At 57.8% G+C, this 19,966-nt stretch carries 18 protein-coding genes; 3 read left to right on the top strand and 15 right to left on the bottom strand.

All coding sequences use genetic code 11. From position 1 onward, the window contains the following. Positions 1-47 precede the first annotated feature (47 nt). From QRN11_RS12290 to QRN11_RS12225, 14 genes are all read right to left on the bottom strand, one after another. Complete coding sequence (locus QRN11_RS12290) at positions 48-1,337, bottom strand: amidohydrolase family protein (RefSeq protein ID WP_285251193.1); 1,290 nt, start codon at positions 1,335-1,337, stop codon at positions 48-50. 26 nt (positions 1,338-1,363) lie between these two features. Further along, entirely contained in the window at positions 1,364-2,209 is an 846-nt protein-coding gene (locus tag QRN11_RS12285; protein ID WP_285251192.1) for an ABC transporter permease, read from the bottom strand. Beyond that, the gene (locus tag QRN11_RS12280; protein WP_285251191.1) at positions 2,209-3,006 is read right to left on the bottom strand and encodes an ABC transporter ATP-binding protein; all 798 of its coding nucleotides are present in this window, start codon (positions 3,004-3,006) and stop codon (positions 2,209-2,211) included. Before QRN11_RS12280 ends, QRN11_RS12285 begins: the two co-directional genes overlap by 1 nt. After that, a complete protein-coding gene (locus tag QRN11_RS12275; protein ID WP_285251190.1) occupies positions 3,006-3,995 on the bottom strand; it encodes an ABC transporter substrate-binding protein in 990 nt (329 codons plus the stop codon). The genes QRN11_RS12280 and QRN11_RS12275 overlap by 1 nt, the downstream gene beginning before the upstream one ends. A 217-nt stretch (positions 3,996-4,212) precedes the next feature. Beyond that, positions 4,213-4,953, bottom strand: coding sequence for an Lrp/AsnC family transcriptional regulator (locus QRN11_RS12270; RefSeq protein WP_285251189.1), 741 nt, complete (start codon positions 4,951-4,953; stop codon positions 4,213-4,215). Positions 4,954-6,338: 1,385 nt separating this feature from the next. After that, a complete protein-coding gene (locus tag QRN11_RS12265) occupies positions 6,339-6,614 on the bottom strand; it encodes a hypothetical protein (RefSeq protein ID WP_285251188.1) in 276 nt (91 codons plus the stop codon). Positions 6,615-6,957: 343 nt separating this feature from the next. Further along, positions 6,958-7,881 carry an EamA family transporter gene (locus QRN11_RS12260; RefSeq protein ID WP_285251187.1) on the bottom strand — a complete coding sequence of 308 codons (924 nt, stop codon included), beginning with the start codon at positions 7,879-7,881 and terminating at the stop codon, positions 6,958-6,960. A 1,144-nt stretch (positions 7,882-9,025) separates the two neighbouring features. Next, on the bottom strand, positions 9,026-9,232 hold the full coding sequence (locus tag QRN11_RS12255) for a hypothetical protein (protein WP_285251186.1): 207 nt from the start codon (positions 9,230-9,232) through the stop codon (positions 9,026-9,028). Positions 9,233-9,506: 274 nt separating this feature from the next. After that, complete coding sequence (locus QRN11_RS12250) at positions 9,507-10,265, bottom strand: amino acid ABC transporter ATP-binding protein (protein WP_502935028.1); 759 nt, start codon at positions 10,263-10,265, stop codon at positions 9,507-9,509. 7 nt (positions 10,266-10,272) lie between these two features. Further along, a complete protein-coding gene (locus QRN11_RS12245; protein WP_285251184.1) occupies positions 10,273-11,037 on the bottom strand; it encodes an amino acid ABC transporter permease in 765 nt (254 codons plus the stop codon). Between the two features lie 17 nt (positions 11,038-11,054). Beyond that, entirely contained in the window at positions 11,055-11,894 is an 840-nt protein-coding gene (locus QRN11_RS12240) for a substrate-binding periplasmic protein (RefSeq protein ID WP_285251183.1), read from the bottom strand. A gap of 286 nt (positions 11,895-12,180) precedes the next feature. Next, complete coding sequence (gene dmpG, locus QRN11_RS12235; RefSeq protein ID WP_285251182.1) at positions 12,181-13,197, bottom strand: 4-hydroxy-2-oxovalerate aldolase; 1,017 nt, start codon at positions 13,195-13,197, stop codon at positions 12,181-12,183. Beyond that, a complete protein-coding gene (locus QRN11_RS12230; RefSeq protein ID WP_285251181.1) occupies positions 13,194-14,144 on the bottom strand; it encodes an acetaldehyde dehydrogenase (acetylating) in 951 nt (316 codons plus the stop codon). The genes dmpG and QRN11_RS12230 overlap by 4 nt, the downstream gene beginning before the upstream one ends. After that, positions 14,141-15,361: an aminotransferase-like domain-containing protein gene (locus tag QRN11_RS12225; protein ID WP_285251180.1), complete on the bottom strand. Its 1,221-nt coding sequence runs from the start codon at positions 15,359-15,361 to the stop codon at positions 14,141-14,143. Before QRN11_RS12225 ends, QRN11_RS12230 begins: the two co-directional genes overlap by 4 nt. A 364-nt stretch (positions 15,362-15,725) precedes the next feature. Between QRN11_RS12225 and QRN11_RS12220 the strand changes: the two genes are divergently transcribed. Beyond that, positions 15,726-16,310 (top strand): Lrp/AsnC family transcriptional regulator, encoded by a 585-nt coding sequence (locus QRN11_RS12220; RefSeq protein WP_285251179.1) that lies wholly within the window; start codon positions 15,726-15,728, stop codon positions 16,308-16,310. Positions 16,311-16,847: 537 nt separating this feature from the next. On the opposite strand, the gene QRN11_RS12215 is transcribed toward QRN11_RS12220, so the two are convergent. Further along, positions 16,848-17,597: an IclR family transcriptional regulator gene (locus QRN11_RS12215; RefSeq protein WP_285251178.1), complete on the bottom strand. Its 750-nt coding sequence runs from the start codon at positions 17,595-17,597 to the stop codon at positions 16,848-16,850. 52 nt (positions 17,598-17,649) lie between these two features. Here QRN11_RS12215 and QRN11_RS12210 point away from each other — a divergent pair, with 52 nt between their 5' ends. After that, on the top strand, positions 17,650-18,681 hold the full coding sequence (locus QRN11_RS12210) for an Ldh family oxidoreductase (RefSeq protein ID WP_285251177.1): 1,032 nt from the start codon (positions 17,650-17,652) through the stop codon (positions 18,679-18,681). A gap of 60 nt (positions 18,682-18,741) precedes the next feature. Further along, positions 18,742-19,941 (top strand): iron-containing alcohol dehydrogenase, encoded by a 1,200-nt coding sequence (locus QRN11_RS12205; RefSeq protein ID WP_285251176.1) that lies wholly within the window; start codon positions 18,742-18,744, stop codon positions 19,939-19,941. The last annotated feature ends 25 nt before the right edge of the window (positions 19,942-19,966 follow it).

The following is a 19,966-nucleotide window of genomic DNA, read 5'->3' as shown; positions in this document are numbered from 1 at the left end:
CGCCCGGGCCAGGCAGTTGACCATCTTCTGCGATCTTTTTAAGGTGATTATGGCGCAAGAAGGGGTGCCAGATTTGGCGCTGGCCGTTGGTAGATCTCGGCCCTTCCACTCGTGATACCAGGCGCGATTACTTTGCCATCGTGGACGACGAGACGTCCCGATGCGATGACGGAGTCGATGACTAGTGACTTGGCATCGAGCAGTAGCAGATCCGCGTCAGCTCCCTTGAAGATACGCCCCTTGTATGGCCATTCCTGGAGTTCAGCCACGTTGGTCGAGGTCATGCGCACGGCCAGCTCGATTGGAAGTCCATGCATATTAATCAAGTTCGTAAACACTTCATGGATTCTGGGAGGGACAAGCCTGACGAGCGTTTGCACACGCCGGTACTCATCTAGGTACGCCTCATTTCCGCCTGCATCGGAACTGACCGTGATTTGTCGTTCTGATATCCCGCCAGCGAGGATTTTCATGACGGATGTAGCAGGATCCAGTTCAGACCCGAAACCGCTAGCATCAGGCATTCCTGCTGTGACGTCGGCATAAGCCCCCGTACCGCAGAGTTCGATTGTCTGGTTGAGGAGGTCCTCGTTCCAGTTGCAGTGTGTTATTTGAAAGTGGCCACCAACAGATCTGGAGGCACCGTGACGGGAGGTTTCGTCTACACCCCTAAAATCGTATCGGGCAATAACTTCGGATACGACTGAGAGCCCGCCGGGCAAGACGCCCGCGTGCACGTGGACCGCACCGATTTTGCCAGACATCTGAGCACCAGAGAGTACTTGCCATAGCAATCTGTGCAGCTCATCAGGTGTCCACGGAGGCGCGAGGAAGTCACCTATAGCTATTTTGCTGCCGATGATCTCGGGAACCAGGAACAAGTCTCTGGCGATGTTGCCTGTTAACGCGGTCGGAGGGTTGTTGAAGCCATTATTCCAAAGGAAGGTGCTCAGTCCTTCAGCCGTCAGCCCGCGCGCCTTTTGAAGTAATGCCTCGTATGAACGAGACATGTAGTCGGCTCCTTGACAAGCGATCGCCGTGGTCACGCCTGACGATACAATCTCGCCAAAGCCGAACTCCGGCTCCCTCGATATCGGGCCCGCACCAATGCTACCGCCACCTGTTATGTGCAGATGAGAGTCGATGAAACCTGGTACCACAACCATGCCACGTCCGTCGATCTCAGTGGCCGTCCGGCCGTCTAGCTCGAGGGTGTCACCGATAGCAGCGATCCGGCCGTGCTCCACGAGCACATCACGCTGTCCGAGCGGCTCGGGGGCATAAACCTCGGCACCTCGGATGCAAATCAGGGGCGCTTCATGATCAAAGTAAGTCACAATCAATTCCGTTCTAAAAATTCGTTTTACGGGACCGTGTAAGCGTCTTGTTCGGCATCTATCCAATGGATTAGCCGTCGGCGCAACGTACGGACGAGGAGGTTGAGAGTCACACCTATTGCTCCAAGTATTAGCAGCAGTGCGAACACAGCGGGGGTATTCATCTGAAACTGCGCCTGGATTATCAACACGCCTAACCCGTTCTGACCTCCAACGAATTCGGCGACGATAGCCCCGAGCGTGGAGAGGACAACGGCGACCTCAAAACCCGTGAGTATTTGGGGAAGCGCGGAGGGCAAGACGAGCTTCCATCGAATCTGAGGGCCGGTGGCGCCATATACCCGCATCATCTCGATTTGATTCCGGTCGACGTTCTTGAAGCCTGACATCGTGTTGATCATCAGCGGGAAGAACGTCAGCAGGGCAACGACAACGATTTTTGACTCAATTCCAAATCCGAACCAAATCAGGAGCAGCGGCGCAATGGCCACTTTGGGAATCGACTCGAAGGCCACAATGTAGGGATAAAATGTTCTTCTAAGTATGTCTACTTCCGCCAAAATGATTCCGATGACAAAACCGCTCGTCGCACCGATAGATAGTCCTAACAGGGCTTCCGATAGCGTTACCCAACCATTTGAAAGGTAGAGCGGTAGCGCGGCCGGATCCAAGAGTGCGGCGAGCACCTTAGTTAGTGATGGGAAGTAAATTGTTGGAACAGCAAGCAGAGTTGGAACAACTTCCCACATAGCTAGCGTAAATAAGAGGAATGCAGAAGGGTAGACGATTCGACCGATGTGCGTGCGCACTCGTCGCGCAGGTTTTGGATGCATAACATCGGCGGTTTCGTTAGCTTTGGTCTTGAGAAGCACTATTCCGCCTCTTCCGTCTCGAGTAGTGCTCTGATGTGAGCGGCAAGGGCGCCGAAGACCGGGTCCGCAAGCACCGATTCGTCACGTAAAGGACCAAAGGGCACGTTCACTATTTCAACAATCCGCCCGGGCCGGGCACTCATCACAACCACGCGCTCTGCTAGAAAAACCGCTTCCGGAATGTCATGCGTGATCATGACAACTGTTTTTCCCGTAGAACGCCAGAGTGCATTAAACTCCAAGTTGAGATGTTCCCTGGTCATCGCGTCGAGCGCACCAAACGGCTCATCCAGGAGAATAACTTCAGGGTCGTCTATCAGCGCCCGACAAATGGCTGCTCGCTGCTGCATGCCGCCGGATAACTCTCGCGGATAGCGCTCCCCGAAATCTGAAAGCCCCACCAAAGAGAGCAGCCGATCGATATTCTTATGGTCAGCGGGGGTAGGTTTTCCCTTAAGTTCTACCGGAAGAAGAACGTTCCGACGTATCGTCCGCCACTCCAGCAGGACCGGACGTTGGAATACCATGCCGAATTTCGAGCTAGGCCCGTGCACGGCTTCACCGTTCAGGCTAATGCGGCCCTCGGATCGAGCCTCAAGGCCGGCCATCATCCGCAAGAGCGTTGTCTTCCCACAACCGCTGGGACCAACGATGGCGACAAAGCCTCCCCGCTTAACCGACAGGGATATGTCTTTCAGTGCGGTGACGTGGGATGAGCGACTGTGGTACGTCTTGGACACGCCATCAATAACTATTGCAGCATCGGGCTTGATGAGAATCTCCTGGCTCGTACTCATCACGGCTTCCAAGCCTCGGCCTCGCGCACTACCGCTTCGGTGTCAAAGTCGTTGTATTCCTCGGAGAACTTATTGGTGAAGACCTTTTCGGGTTCGAGTTCCCGGTCGATGATGCCCGCTGAGGATGCGAAGCGGATCCATTCAGAAACACCAGCCTCATCGTACTCACCCCATGTCTTGCGGGAGGCAGGGTCTCCTTCGGTTAGGACAGCAAGCCGCGCCTCTAGCGCCGTCATGTCGGTACGGAGTTGCTCACCTTCGGACACTCCGGCGACACGGGTTTCTGGGTAGCTTGCATACATCAGCCGCAGCGCTGCTTCGGGGTTCGTAGCCGTAAAGAGGGAACTCTTGGCCATTGCCCGTCCGAAACCCGCGATGGCTTCGCCCGAGCCTTCCGCGTACTTTGCGCTCGTCATGTAGGTTGTCGAGAACAACTTCTTGGCGGAGTCACTACTAAACGTACGCAGTTCGGTTCCGTTAGCCTCAATCGCTGCGTACTCTGTGTCCCAAAGTTCCAATGCATCCACCCGACCAGACTCGAGCGCGTGAATTGCCTGCGCACCAACTCCGACTGCGAGGTGCTGGAAATCGGCATCCGGCCTGAGTCCGGCGCTGGCGAGGATACCGTTAGTTAGGAGAATGTTGCCGCTTCCAAGTGCATCGGCCCCGATCGTCGCATCCCTAAAATCTTCGAGTTTCTGGACAGCACTGTCTTCAAGTACAGCTATGCTTCCGGTTGGGGCACGTAGGTAGTTATAGACCATGACAAAATCTTGGCCTTCGGTCTGCATCTGAAGTACTGGGCCGGGAGTTGCGCTTTCAATATCCACCTTCCCGGTGAGGAGAGCCTGGCCTTCCGAGGCGGCAGTCGTGTTAACTATCTCGACGTCAAGTCCCTCCGCTTTGAAATATCCCATTGCGTCAGCAACGGCCAGCGGAGCATTATTGGCACCCATAGTCGAGGGAAGGCCAAAGCGGACTTTGAGCAAGTCATCCTGAGGGCCTGTACAAGCCGGCAGTGCCGATGCGGCACCTACTAGCAGAAGTAACGTTGTTATCCGCCTCAGGCGGAACGATCGTAAAAGCATTATGCATCCTCCTTGATGAGTGCGAACGCGGCGCTGCAGCTCGCACATCACCATCATGGCAGCGGATCAGACACATCGCAATAAGATAAGTTTCATATCCGCCAAAAACGGGACAATATTACGTTTTACCTGACAACTCGTTGTCAAACAGAATATTTGCCCTCCTGATCAGTCGAGGTTCGGTGAGGCTTTCCGTAACGTAGACGCCTGGAAGGTCCGTGAAGGTGCGGTTCAGCCAAGGCTGTAGGCAGTCGAGATGAGGTAGCCTTACGATGAACTCCAGCGGGTAACGCCCAGTCGTGGCGACGCAATACATTACGGCAGGATCAGCAGCCAGATGGCGACCGACAGCCTCCACGCGGCTTGCCTCCACGGCCAATCGGATATGAGCCTCTAGTCGAAGTCCGGACAGGTCCGATGACACCTCCGTACGCATCTGCAGAAGCCCGCTTTGGAAGAGCAACCGCATACGTCGGCCGACGAACTGGCTCGTAACATCGGCCGAGAGCGCAACCTGTCTGACCGTAGCCCGCCCATCGCTCTCTAGCGCCGCTGCAATGCTACGGTCAATGGCAGTCAACTCGATCGAATTGCTTTCATTTCCATCGTCACGGCTTATGTCCTCCCTAAGGCGTGCGACCAAGGCTGGCGGCAGCGCCCCTCCATGCCATTCGCTGCCCACGCGATAAGTTTGCGTGATAAGAGTTATCTCACTCGACCTCACGTCGCCCATTCTCGGGAGCTCTTCCTCGGCAATCACATCAACAGCCGAATGTTCGGCTGGTAGCAGCAATGCCTCGACATGGTTCGTAGTCGGAAATGCTGTGACAGTGTAGGCATCATTGCGTTGTGCCAACACCCGACCGACGGTTCGGGTCGATCCGGGCTCCACCTCAAGTCGCAAAAGAAGCGGACTTACTGCATGCACTTGAGCTTCATTTAGGTACGCTGCGACGCGCACCCGACCGGACTCAAGGAGTTGCTGACCACGCCGGCCAACCGTCCGTTCGGGGACGTCTAAGAGACAGCCAATAAGCGACCAACTGGCTCTGCCGTTCACCTGTAGACACTTGGCAATTGCCGCATCTAGTTCATCGGTCTTATCGATTATTTTCCCCTTACGCTGCTTGCACTCGCGAGTTCCCTAGCCCAGCACTGCCACGTTCACTCGCTTCGCTAGCTTGAAGTTTTTCACGTGGCCAAGCCCCGTGGTTGATTGTCTCAAACTCCGCCTGCGTTGTTGCGCGCAAGATGGCTAGCTAAGCCCCATTCCGGATATAGGAGGACAGTCCCTTGGTTCGTTCGCTGAAAAGACTCTACATAGGGGCCGGTCAAACACACTGGGACAAGGGGCCCATCAGCGCCCGCTCCCTGGGGCGGACGGGAATGCCGGTAGTAAGAATCCGCCCACATAACTGAACAGTGCTCCGGGGCCCTTTAGTAGCCCTGGCCACTTTGAGGGGCACCGCTTCAAGCTCTTACTCTCGAAGCGCTGGACTGCCGCACAGCGCGTGAGGAGCAAGCAATCGCGATCACCGCTAACGACAGCCGTAATCTTGACACTGCCAAATCAAGCACATCCATGTGCTCGGTAAGATGCAGCCGCCCGGGCGGAGTCTCTTGTGGCCGTCGCCAAACCAATTTTTCAGCGCCGATAATGGATATTCGCTCAAGTAGCTTTCGGGTAATGCCAGGAAGCAGGAGCCGGGTCAGGGTTCCCCGCACGCCTTGCCCGTTGAAGTATCTCGGAGGTCGCCTCGCCCTAGAGCGGCGTTGGACAAGGGGAGGGGAGCGCGGGCAACTTTCGGGCGCGGGTTTGGCGTCAGAATAGCGCGGAATTCCCCATTGTTGACGGTGGCTCATGATGTTCTCAGATCCCACCCTGACAGTTGAAGGGACAGGAAACCGGGCTGCGGTAGCCCGAGCACTATCAAAATAGTCCGGAGAATCGGGTCTTGATGGAAGTCGCTTAGCGAAGGGGCGGAGGATGTCACCTCCTGGGGTTCATCAGGTGTCTGAGAACCAGACCGGAGCTCCACCTACAGGCAGTCTTCCCACGTCAGGCGAGCAGACGTCAGGTGGGGTGTAACTCATATAGAAGAGACAACTCCCACTCACACAGGTAGATGGTTCAAGGGAATGCGTTCAGCCGCAGCTGGCACTCAGAGGAACTTTGTCCTCGAGGCTATATTGATGGCGCACACCCAAGTTGTGATGTCCTCTAGTTCACCTTTGCGCGATCTATTAGCGGGACTCCCGAGTTGTGCCGCATGGCACTTCGTGGTCGACGCGAACGGTGTACTTGCCGTAATTGTGTTGTATGACCAGGATGCCCTGCCTGTGTTCAAGAGCGGCGGGTATGAGCCTGCTGATGGCACGGTTTAGCTTCTCGTCCCTGCTTTGGGAATCCTCTAAAGCGATGACTTCAAGGGAAAGAGGAAGCGCCGGGTTTGAGAAGAGGCCGCCGCTTGTCAGCGAGAAGGCAGCGTTGGCTGCCGGTTCATGCAAGTTGTAGGACACAAGTCCTCCGTTTACTAGGTCGACCGGCGTGTACGGTCGGAATTGCCGTTTATGTGGTTTCCTGCCGGGTCACACGTACCGCTTGCAGTTCTCTCGTCTGGTAAAGCGGAAGCTCCCATCCGACTACATATGTGGTTGGCTCCCGGGGCCTGTCGTACAAAAATTCAAGGTCAGGTCGAGGAGAGTCAGATTGGGGTGTGTGCGTTACGCAGACTCATCCCGATAACCCATCGGTGCTGCCCAATAGGCTCAACTCTGTGCCGCATAGGTAGCGGTGCCCAAGTCGCCGATCTTGTCAGGCGCTGCTGCGCCGACTGGGTGAGCAGCTGGGGCAGGCACACGTTTAATCCATTTGCTCGCGGCGGGGGAAGGAGGCTGAATTGTCGACACGCGGTTGTCGTATGCCGACCGTGACACCGACTGAGGCGGCGGTGACCAAAACCAGTGCAATGATCTCGCGGAGACCAAGTACTTGGCCCAACACCAGCAAGCCAGCGAGGGCAGCTACAGCCGGGCCCAGGGCGGACAGGACACCGAAGACTCGGGTGGACAGCCGCCGCAGCGCCAGCATCTCCAGCGCATAGGGAAGCACGCCGGCCAGCAACGCCACACCCACAAACACAGTTAGCACTGGCGGCGAGACGACCGCTCCGCTTGTGGCGGCCATTGCACCAAAAGGCAACGCGATGACCGCGCCTATGGCCATTGATACTGCCAGACCTTGGACGCCAGGCACCATCTGGCCGACGCGTGCACTGGCCAGGATATAGACAGCCCAAAACGCACCCGCGCCGAGTGCGAAAAGTGTACCGGCTAGCGAGAGGACGCTGCCGCCGTCATACCCCAGGAGAACGACGCCGGCGAACGCCAACAGCGCCCATGCGGCGTCGGTAAGGCGCCGGGTCTGCACAAGGGCAAGCACAAGGGGCCCGGTAAATTCGAGGGTCACGGCGACACCTATCGGAATCTCACCGATGGCCAAATAGAACAGGGTATTCGTTCCAGCCAGGGCGACGCCCAGCACTGTTGCCGCTGCCCACTGCTCCAGCTTCCATCCCCTGACCTTTGGTCGGGCGGTGACCAGCAGGATGATTGCGGCGAAGATCAACCGTAGAAACGTTGCGCCGGTGGCACCCACGACTTCGAACTGGGTCTGGGCCAGGGCTGCGCCGAACTGAACGGATAGTACGGCGGTGATCATTAGCACCGGAGCCGGAATAGAGGTGCTCCACCCACGGCTGTCGGAGTAGTTTAGCCGAGAACTCATCGAAACCTCTTAAGGGTCTCTTGACAGTGTTTATCGGCTGATCCGCAAAGTTCGGCTCGAGGAATGGGTGAAGGGGTCAAGGTCTGAGCAGTGTGCTCTCCGAGAGTTGATGGCGCCATGTTGAGAGGTGCGGCTTTGGTCCTTGATCCCAGGGAAAGGAACACCAGATCGCGAGCTACGGCTTCAATAGAAGCCGTGCGGCTCAGATGTCCGTTGCCAAAGAGCTTCTTTTGTCGTTTCGATGTCCGAGTACGTTCAGCGTCTGGCTGAGAAGTCCCGCTTTGATCCGGCTTCGGGATGTCACCGGCAAGGATGGGGTCGTAAAAGACGAGGTCTGTGCTCCTCCAGTTGATGAGGCTATCTTGTGGTACGGGCGGCCGGTTTTGTTGTGGGCGCTGGTTGCGTTTCGGGACTGCAATCGGATACATCACACCCAGAAGGACCACACTGTACTCGTCTGCGCCGGAGTGCCACCGCTCCCTTGATGGGAAGGGCATCATCGCCTTTCTCGTGACGGCAGATGCGCTTGGGAGCATTGCTGAAATCTCAAAGCCGTGTTGACGGTGGTGCTTTCCATGGAGCTTTAGCCCTTTCTGGCACGAGTATCAATGTTTGGCTGCATTTGGATACAGCCGGTTCCCAGCAGGTGTGGCATCCACAATGCAGCGCACACGGCCCGTACTACCGGGGCGGATAATTCCGCTGCGCTTAGAAAACCCCGAACGACGGTTCGTAGGCCTTTCGTGCTGGTGCTGGTGAACAAAAGAGGTGGGCATGGCCGGGGATGTAATTAGGGTTCCCGGTCCCGACCTTGTTCTAGGGGGTTGCACTCTGGCGCTTTTTCTGCCAGTGCTCACCCGTCCCCTACTCAGGCCCGAGAGGGCTGCCAACCACCAGGCGTTGAGCTGAGCGGCCTAACCAGGATCCCAAGCTTCAGGTTCTGTCTAAAGTGGTCCGGAGAGGCACAGGAAATAGGAATGGTGTCCTGATCCGTTCGCTCCTAACCAGGTGCGGGGGGTGGATGTCCGTCAGCGGGGCCTGGTGAGTCGGCCTGCTCGAACAGCATCCGTCCAATCGCCGCCAGGCGCTGGGTATTAACAAAGATTTCGCGAATCGTTGCGTCGCCGCTACTGAACGGCGAAGCTTACATGCCTTTAAGAGGCGGGCTTAGCTCAACCGAGTACCCTTCCTCTTTTAGAAAAAGCTGACGAAGATCTGCACCGTAATTTTCGATCCATAGGGCGTCCCCACCGGGTGCCACTTCTTCAACCAGGCCGTTACGGACCAGTTTTCCATTTTTTCGGATGAGGACTTGCTGCCCTTGCAAGTTTTCCCAGTTTTCAATGTCCATTTAGGTTCCTTGCTCTTGAAGCCCATGCGGACCGCATCATCGTTCGCCCTCCCGGAAGCAATGGGGGGCAGCAGATATCGAAAATTCGTGACTTGTTTCCGCTTGGCATCCCAGCACCAGCACGCACCTTGGAATACAGGTCAGCATCGGGGGGACAGCGCCGACGACCATGTCACTCATGGCCGAGCAGGTGCATGAATTGATGGACAGGTGAGAACGGCCGGGGCACTGCGTCAGAACGGGGAAACCACGCAGTGCCCCGGCCGTCGTGGCATTACAGAACCTGGCTGAGGAACGTTTGAAGACGCTCGGTCTTCGGGTGCTCGAAGACCTCTTGGGGGGTGCCGCTCTCGACGATCATTCCTTTGTCCATGAAGACGACGCGATCGGCAACGTTCCGAGCGAACTCCATCTCGTGAGTCACGACCACCATCGTCATTCCCGACTGAGCAAGTCGCTGCATCAAGCCGAGCACACCCTTCACGAGCTCAGGATCCAGAGCGCTGGTTGCCTCGTCAAAAAGCATCAGAGCGGGCTCCATCGCCAGAGCCCGTGCGATAGCCACTCGCTGTTTCTGTCCTCCGGACAGGCTCGCAGGATTAAACGGCGCCTTCTCCTTGAGTCCGACATCTTCAAGCCGTGCGAGTGCGATCTGCCGAGCCTCTTCTTTCCCGAGCTTTCTTACCTCGCAGAGGGGCATCATGATGTTCCCCTCGACAGTCATATGGGGGAAGAGATTGAAGTGCTGGAACACCATGCCAACCTTCTGCCTCAGAACATCGACCGACATTGCTGCCGTGTCTTCTCCATTCAGAAGGATAGATCCGCCGGTCGGTTCTTCGAGGCGATTCATGCTGCGCAGGACAGTGGACTTCCCACTACCGGAGGGACCGATGACACACACAGTCTCACCCTTCCGGATCTCCAAATCTATGCCTCGGAGGACGTTGTGCTCCCCGAAACACTTCTGCAAGCCCTTCAACTTGAGCACCACCGGACGGACTTTATGCGATGTTTCGACGCCTGATGCCATCGTCATTTCATACACCTCGCTCTTGAACCTTGATCGTTCCGGTCATGAGATCCTGTTCTGGATCGATTACCGCCTTGACGTTTTTCCCCTTGCGCATGCGCTTGTCCACGACGTTTACGAGATGCGTGAGCGGGACCGTGATCAAGAGGTAGGACACGCCTGCGAGGACGAGAGGCGACAGGTTCCCATTGGTGATCGATGCATCCTGGCCGATGCGAAACAGTTCTCGCTGACCGGCGGTGAGACCAAGCACGTACACGAGTGAGCTGTCCTTGATGACGGCGATGAGCTGGTTCATCAGTGACGGCAAGACCGTCCGGACAGCTTGGGGTACGATGACCCGGCGCATCGACGTGCCGTATGAGACACCCAAGGCACGGCTAGCCTCCATCTGCCCTGGATCGACCGACTGGATGGCCCCCCGGAAGATCTCGCCGATGTATGCGCCGACGATAAGTCCGAGTGCGATGATCGCCAGCACGTAGGGGTTGCCCTTAGTGAGCCCCGACAGGGGCTGAGCGAGGATGGAACCGACCACGAGGATCGTGAGGATTGCAGGCAGCCCTCGGAACAAATCCGTGTACACCCGCGCGATCGCTCGCAGGAACGAGTTCTGGCTCACGCCAAGGATTGCCAGGAGCAGCCCGACCACCAGCCCGATCATCATGGCGAACAGCGACAGCAAAAGCGTGTTCAGGAAGCCGTATGTCAGAACTTCGGGGAGCGCTTTGAGCATGACCTCAAAGTTGAAGAAGTTGTCAAAGATGTTCATCTTGAGAACCAGAGCGCTTAGCCCTTGAGACCCGAAATGTCAGCCACTTCTTGGTCCGGGAAATACTTCTTGAAGATCTCCTGATACTTTCCGTCTTCTACCGATTTGGCAATGCTCTCATTGATGGCTTTTTGCAGCGCAGTGCGGTCCTTCGGGAGCGCAAAAGCGGCTGGAGCGTCCTCCGCGGCGATCTCGAATGCCACGGTCAGCCCGTCCTTCGGGTTATTCTCCATGAATTCCTGCGCCAGGGGGAGATCGATGAGCACAGCGTCAACTGCGTTGTTGCGGAACCCCGTCATAGCAAGGGTGTTGTCGGTGAAGCGGACCAACTCCGACTCGGTGTAGTTCTTCGTCGCGTAGGCATCCATCCAAGAGCCCTGGGTGAATCCGACACGCTTGCCCTTGAGACCTGCAGCGTCCGTGATGCCGGCACCTTCCTTGGTGACGATGGAGTACACCGGCAGGAAATAGCCGTCGGTGAAGTCCACCCTCTTGCGCCTCTCTTCGGTAACCGAGATCGATCCAGCGCCAAGATCGTACTGCCCACTGGAGACTGCCGGGAGCAGGTTCGCGAACTCGACGGAGGTGTATGTGACCTGCAGTCCAAGATCCTTGGCGACGTAGTCGAGCAGATCGATGTCGAAACCGTTGGGCTTGCCGCCTTCGTTATAGGTGAAGGGCTTGGCGTCACCATTGATGCCAACGCTGATGGTGCCGGGGTTCTTTAGCCCGAAATCGTTGGAGGCCGCTTCACCTGCAGCGGCTCCTGTCCCACCCGAGCAACCAGCAAGCATTAAGGCAGCGCTTGCGAGTGCGGCCAAGGCTCCCAAACGGCCCAGTTTCTTGTGCGAGTTCATTTCTTCTCCTCTGAGTGACCCTCGCGAGATACGGATCAAGATGTAAATGTGTCTCGCCAGGTTTTTATGCGCCGAAGCCGGGGAAGCTTCAAGACAATGGGTAAATGAAGGTTTTTCTTTATTAAATAAAGGCCTTGATGGATCATACTCTTAGAATACAAGGCAATCAAGGTATTCCGTTGAACTTTAGTAGATCAACTAGGTAGCCGGTGTCGGGTCGCAGTTGGTCTCAGTGAGACCTCTTTTTGGGTGCCGACGGCGCTCTTCCACTGGATTACGGCAGAATTCAGGCCGGCTGTCGCACCTTGACCAGGTCAAGCGCGACATCGACGATCATGTCCTCCTGTCCTCCTACCAGGCCGCGCTCACCGAGCGCGACGATGACATCTCGGGTGTCGAGCCCATAGCGGGAAGCCGCCGCTTCGGCATGACGCAGGAAACTGGAGTACACACCTGCATAGCCCAACGTTGATGTTTCTCGATTCACCTGGAGCGGGACCGTCTGAAGCGGGCGCACCAGGTCATCGGCTGCATCCTGCAGCTTGAACAGGTCGGCGCCATGCTCGTACCCATAGAGGTTAGCCACGGCGACGAAGGGTTCGATCGGCGCGTTCCCGGCCCCCGCCCCGTGTCCGGCAAGCGCAGCATCTACGCGGTATGCGCCTGCGTCGACAGCAGCCAAGGAGTTCGCCACCGACAGGGAAAGATTCTCGTGCGCGTGAATTCCGATTTGAGTCTCCGGACGAAGTGCCTGCCGCAGAGCATCGACGCGGGCGGTCACATCTCTCGGAGTGAGACGTCCACAGGAGTCGGCGATGAAGATGCACTCGGCGCCCGCGGCTTCCATGATTTTGGCATTCTGCCCGAGCTGCTCCGGGTCGATGGCGTGGGACATCATAAGGAAGCCTGAGGTGTCGAGGCCGAGCCGGCGGGCGTGCTCAAGGTGCTGGATCGCAACGTCCCCCTCGGAACCCAGCACCGATACCCGGATCGAAGTAATGCCGCAGTCGCGCGCGGCGTTAATGTCGTCGATCCGGCCGATGCCGGGCATCACGACAGTGGTGAGGCGCGCCCGCTTCACGACCGATGCCGCGGCTTCGATCCATGCCCGATCGGTCGAGCCGCTGACTCCATAGGTGAGGCTGGATCCGCCAATACCGTCCCCGTGACCAACTTCGATGGCATCGACGCCTGCTTCATCGAGTGCTGCGGCGATCGCCGCGACCTTCTCGACCGGGAGTCGATGGCGAAGCGCGTGCATGCCGTCACGCAAAGATACGTCCTGGATGTAGACACGGGTCATCGCGCCGTGACCTCCTTCTGCGCGTCCGCGACGCGCGCTAGCTCTTCTGCAACCTGCACGGCAGCAGATGTCATGATGTCGAGGTTGCCGGCGAATGCCGGTAAATAGTCAGCGGCGCCTTCGACCTCGAGATAGACCGAGACCCGGACGAGGGCCGCGGGCAGATCGGGAGCGAGGGTTTCTAGTTCACTGACGTCCTCGATCCGCTCGAACTGAACAGACTGCTTCAGGCGGTAGCCTGGGACGTATGCAGCCACAGTTTCGACCATACGTTCGACAGCGGCGGTAATCTCCGCTTCGTGACCGGGAGCGACCAGCGCCAGGACGGTGTCGCGCATCAGCACTGGCGGCTTGGCCGGATTCAGGACAATGATCGCCTTGCTCCGCCCGGCTCCGCCGACATCCCTGAGAGCGCGCGCAGTGGTCTCCGTGAACTCGTCGATATTCGCGCGGGTACCAGGTCCAGCTGAACGAGAAGAAATCGAAGCGACAATCTCGGCGTAGTACACCGTGGTGACCGAGCTGATTGCGGCGACGACGGGAACCGTGGCTTGACCTCCGCAGGTGACCATGTTGACGTTCTTGGCGCCTAGGTGCTCCTGGAGATTGACGGGGGGCACGACGAACGGGCCGATGGCAGCCGGAGTGAGGTCAATCATTGTGATTCCGGATTCAGCAAGTGCCGTCGCGTTCTCAGCGTGCGCCTTAGCTGAGGTGGCATCGAAGACGAACTCGATCTCATCAAAGCCGTTCATGGCGATTAGTCCTGCCACTCCGGTATCAATGGCGGTCACTCCCAGGTTTCGCGCCCGCGCCAAGCCATCCGAGGCCGGGTCGACGCCGACCAAGGCGATGAGTTCCAACGACCCGCCTCCGCCGAGCAGTTTGATCATGAGGTCGGAACCGATGTTGCCGGAGCCGAGTATGGCGACTTTGTGCGTACTCACGCAGCTTTTCCTTTCGTGAAGCGGCCGGAGTCGACCGCGGATGTGATCAAAGCACCGAGCCGATTGGCCGCATCGACCATCTCGTCGCGCTCGAGGCTTGAGAAACTAAGACGTGCGTGGTTCGGCTCGGCACGGTCCGGGTAGAACGGCCCGCCCGGAACGTAGGCCACCCGACCGTGAGGGATCGCCTCCTCCAGCAGGAAGCGAGCCGCATCAAAACCCTCGGGCAGCGTCAGCCACGTGAACAATCCCCCGGAAGGCCGGGTGTAGGTGACGCCTGGAGGCATTGCCGAGTCGAAGACGTTGAGCAACAGATCCCGCTTGGCGCTGTACTGAACGTTCACACGTGCCACGTGCGCATCGAGGTCGTAGCGATCGAGGAACTCGGACGCCACCGCCATGTTGATGGTGCTGGTCTGAGTGTCTGCTGCCAGCTTGAGAAGTCCGAGGTTCTGGATGAGCTCTGGAGTGGCCGCCGCCCAGCCCAGACGCAGCCCTGGTGTGAGAATCTTGGAGAAGCTGCCGAGATAGATGACGCGGCCGTCCGTATCCATGCTTTTGATAGTGGGCACCGCGTCGCCCTCATAGCGTAGGTCCCGGTAAGGCGAGTCCTCAACTACGATCACGTCATGCTTCTGTGCGACTTCGAGCAGTCGGCGACGCCGCTCGAGCGTCATGGTGATACCGGTGGGGTTGTGAAAGTCCGGCACGGTGTAGATGAACTTAGCGCGGGGGTTCGCGGTGAGCATCGCATCGAGGGCGTCCGTGCACATGCCGTCCTCATCCATGTCCACCGCGGCGTACGTGGGCTTCATAGGCGCGAAAGCGATCATTGCGCCAAGGAACGTCGGGTTCTCAGTAATGACCACATCGCCGTCGTCCAGGAGCAGTTTTGCCACGAGGTCGAGGCCTTGTTGAGCGCCCTGAAGGACGAGCACTTCTTCCATGTTGGTCGGGGTGCCGTCCGCAGCCATCCGAGCAGCAATCTGTCCGCGCAGCTTCGGCAGCCCATCGGAGACCGTGTACTGGAAGGCACCCGCGTTGCCCGGAACGGCGAGATCTGCATAGATCGCGCCAATCTCATGGATTGGAAAAGTCGTCGGATCCGGGTATCCGCCACCGAAGGAAACGATGTCGGGGTCATTTGCATATCGCAACAGATCGCGTATTGCTGAAGGTTTGACGCGTTCCATTCGTGCGGCCAGGTTGTAGTTCAAAGCGCGGCTCCTCTCTCGAACGGCGATGCCGTCGCTTGCGTATGCCTCATTGCGTCGCCCTCGGTTGATACCAGATAGCGGTCGGGACGAAAAGATCACGCGGAAACTTCCTGACGCTCCCGCTGCGGAGCAAGCCTCGGGTCTCCCTCAAGCTCTGCTCACACGCAGCCTACAACCTTATTTTTATAGGGTCAATGAATTTTTCGCTTACATTTTATAAGTCAATGATCGGGCACTGCCTGATAAATAGGAACCCCGCTGTGCTGTCTCGCCGATTGCTGGGCGCCATGCAGTGATCTAGCGTAGAGTCCTGTTTCGGCCGCCCTGGCCGAAAAGTCGTTCGTGGAGGACAAGAATGGACCATATGAGCAACGGCCTCGATGACTTGCACCCGCGCGGGACGTTCCGGAACATCGGCACCAATCTCTCAACTCCCTCTGCCCGCGTACAGATCGATCAGGTCGACCTGGAGATCCTTGAGCTCCTCACTGCCGATGGTCGTCTGCCCCAGAAGAAGCTGGCCGAACGCCTAGGCATGTCTGCACCCGCAGTAGCCGATCGCCTCTCTCGATTGGCGCAGAAAGGGGTCCTTGCCGGCTACTCGGCCGTTGTCAACTGGGATGCTCTCGGGTTAGTCACCGTGGTTTATATCTCCGTCAAGCTCTCGATGAAGATCGATCGCGGACCGATCATGAGTTGCCTCGCAGCGAGCCGAGGAGTCGAAGAGGTCACGCTCGTCACAGGCGGGTTCGACCTGCTTGTGCGCATGCGAGTCCGGGACAACATCCATCTTCGCGAGATCCTGATGGACAGCATCTGGCAGATGGAGGGGATCGACACCACAGTGACAATGATCAGCATGGGCCAGCCGCCGGGACTGGACCCTAACCGGCGACTGCTTGACGAGGTTCGACGCGAGCTGCAGGAGAGATCCGAATCAGGCGAGTGAGCCGTCTGATCGCTACCACAGAGGATTCTTGGTTTGACCGGCGGCTCTCCGTATACCGGAAAGCTTCACATTTCCGCAAAGACATTCCACGACACACGCGTGAAGACCCTCGACCTATCCCAAGGTACTAAACAGCCGGTTGCGCCTCACCGGATCGCCGTTGAAGAACGATATCTCGTCCCGTTCTTGGATCAAGCACCTTCGCCAGCGGGAGTCCCGCGAACTTCGTGCCCAGTAGATGCCGCCCTTTTCAGGTCGGACAACAACTTACTTCGAGGATCCAAGTCCTTATTGTCAAGAAAAAGGATTTGAGATTGTCAGTCTTTCCCTAGGTAACATCTCGGACATTCCTCAAATTTTGAACCCTATTGAGGTTGGTGGACGAGGCGTCCTTTTGCCGACCATACCTCCATCTCAGGAGTACGGCGAAAAGGGTGTGAGCCACGCCAGTACGGCAAGTGGCAGTCCCCTAAATTTAGGATGCCTAACCAGGTACACGCTCAGCGGTCCGTCCCGGGAGTTTTTCCAACTCTCCCATCACCGCAAGGCGCGGGTGATTCCGAGGGCGATGGCATGGACTGTAGGAGCGAAATGTTCAGCCTGGCTTTGTCCCGTCGCTCCCGTCACAGACACGGCTGCTGTAATCAAGCCCCGTGAGTCAAAGACAGGCGAGGCTACGCAAAACAAGCCCTCCCGTGATTCCTCCAAGTCATACGCCACACTGGTTTTTCTGACTTTGCGTGTTTCGGCATTCAGTTCCGCACGACTTGTCATCGTATGGGGTGTCAGGGGCTGGAGTGGTTCGGAAAGAAGTTCCTCGAGAGACACAGGGCCACTGAATGCCAGAATCGCCTTACCCAGTGCCGTCGCGTGAAGCGATCCCCTACCTCCCATTCGTGAGTGGGGAACTTTGAGTGTCCGCGAGCCGATCTTCTCCAGGTAGACGATTGCGTTGCCTTCACGGACGGCGAAATTGGCAGTCAATCGTGTCACCTCATTGAGCGTGTGCAGGAAAGGCGAGGCGGCCTCTCTCAGGGTGGCATGGGTCGGAGCCAACGTGCCGAGCTCGAACAGTCTTACGCCTAACCGCACACCACCTGGTCCCCTCTCGAGGGCTCCCCAATCCAGCAGCTCAAGGACGAGGCGGTGCGTTGTGGATCGGGATACTCCCGATTGTTGGGCAAGTTCTCTAACGCTCATCTCGGGACGTTCGAATGAGAAGGCCTCCAAAATGGCAAGTGCCTTTCCCAGCGATGTTTCGGTGTCCTGCTCAGTGGGACGCTGCATGAGTAAGCACTATATCGGGTGTCCATAATCAAGTGAAGAAAGAGGAGAAAGTATGCAAACACCAACAAGGGACAGCTATAAATTACTGGGCGCCGAAGAATTGCGGCTGACAGTAACTAACGCGCTCGTTAAGGCTGGAGCGACAGTAAGCGATGCTCAGGTTCAAGCCAACCAGCTCGTCGACGCTGAGCTTAGGGGGCATGCTTCCCATGGAATCCGGCGGGTACCGGTGCTCTGTGACCGCCTTCACGCTGGCCTCATTGTCTCCGGAGCGTCCCCGGACACAACCTGGGTCTCGGAATCCGTGCTCGATGTGGATGGAAATCTGGGGTTCGGTCCTGTTTCGGCGCATGCAGCGATAGACGAGCTTCTACCTCGCGCTGCCAGCACAGGGGTCGCCCTTGCCGCCATCCGGCGCAGTCATCACATCGGGATGCTGGCGCCCTACGTAGAGCGGATGGCAAGTGCTGGCTTTGTGAGCATGGTTATGACTACCAGCGAAGGGTTGGTCCATCCGTGGGGTGGGGCAGGGGCTCTAGTTGGCACGAATCCCATAGGCATCGGCGTCCCCTCCGGAGACACTCCCCTGATTTTGGACATGTCGACGGCGGCTGTGTCCATGGGCAAGATCCTGGACTACAAAGCAAAAGGACTGGAAATACCGCACGGTTGGGCCGTGGACCGGAACGGTCGTCCAACAACGGATGCAGCCGCTGCCTCCGAAGGTGCCATCTCGCCGTTTGGTGGGGCGAAAGGTTATGCCCTTGGGATTGCCGTGGAAGCCATTGTAGGGCTGCTCACCAGAACAGCGTTCGGAACGGAAGTAACCGGAACCTTGGACGCAACTCAGCCCACAACCAAGGGTGATTTGTTCCTTGTGATCTCAACTGACGTTTTGAGAGCCGACGAGTCTGCTCAGGCTCTTGCCCGCTATTTTGAGCAAATCCGTGGCAGCGGCGTCGATTCCGGCGTGGTCAGCATCCCGGGGGACAGAGCCCGTCGGACACGAACCGAGCGTCTGGAAGCCGGCGTCCCGGTAGATGGGGCACTTTGGGCAACGATTCAGGCCGCCTGTCAGGACTGAAGCTTGGTTCATCCAAGCCGAGAATAGAAAAGGACCAAAATGCAAAACACCATCGGAACGATGCGGCTGCCCGGAAACGTGCTCTTCGGCAATGGGGCCAGTGCGGCAATCGCTGAGACTTTGAAAGAGTTCGGTCAACGAGTCTTCATCGTGGTCGACCCGTTTCTGGCTACTACGGACGCTTTCCAGGAAGTAAAGGCAGCGATAACTGCCGGCGGAACGGCAACTCGCGTATACACGGACATCCAGCCTGAGCTTCCTGTTGACACCCTGACGGCGGCGGCTCGAACCGCGGCCGAATTCGAGCCGGACGTTATCCTCGGCTACGGCGGTGGAAGCGCCCTCGACGCCTCTAAACTTGTGGCGTTGCTTCTGTCCTACCCCGGGCCGCTTAGCAACTACTATGGCGAAAACGCGGTTCCAGGGCCCGTGTTGCCGCTGGTGGCGGTACCTACAACGGCCGGAACAGGTTCAGAAGTTACACCTGTTGCCGTCATCTCGGACCCGGAACGAGAGCTCAAGGTGGGGATTTCAAGTCCCCATCTGGTTCCGTCAGCCGCGATTGTTGACCCACAACTGACCTTCGGGGCGCCGGCCTCCGTCACTGCTCATTCGGGTGTGGACGCGTTGGTGCACGCGATAGAGTCCTACACGGCCGCACCCTTTGTACATGATTGGTCAAAGACCCTGCCCGTTTTTGTGGGCCGTAACCTACTGTCGTCACCATACTCTCTGGAAGCAGTGCGGAAGATCGGCGGGTCGTTGGTAACTGCCGTCACCACCCCGGGAGATGACCTGGCGCGGGCTGACATGGCATATGGAAGCCTGCTAGCGGGAATGGCCTTCGGCGCCACGGGCACGCACTTGTCCCATGCTCTGCAGTATCCCATAGGGGCTTTGACCAAAACGCCGCACGGACTCGGGACCGGCATGATGCTTCCCTTCGTCCTCCAGGCGTGTGCACCTGGAATCCCCAGCGAACTCTCAACCATTGGGGATGCGTTGGGCACAGGATGCTCGGGCAGCGCAGAAGACCGTGCGGCTGCAGCCATCGACGCAGTTGAGCGCATCTGTCTGCAGATCGGGTTGCCCAAATCCCTCAGGGAAATCGGAATCGCCCGGGAGGACCTGCCAAGGATCGCGGAGCTGGCCGCGAGCGTAAAGCGCCTCGTTTCGATTGCGCCCGTACCAGCGGATGTCGAATTCCTTCAAAGGATTCTTGAGGCAGCCTTCGAAGGCGACCGGAATCAGCTGAGCTAACACCAACATTAGACAAAGGAACTGA

Origin of the sequence: Pseudarthrobacter sp. fls2-241-R2A-168 (assembly GCF_030209335.1) — a bacterium.
GTDB lineage: Bacteria > Actinomycetota > Actinomycetes > Actinomycetales > Micrococcaceae > Arthrobacter.
Note: the sequence above shows the minus strand (reverse complement) of the source record. Positions and strands in the feature narration are given on the sequence as shown.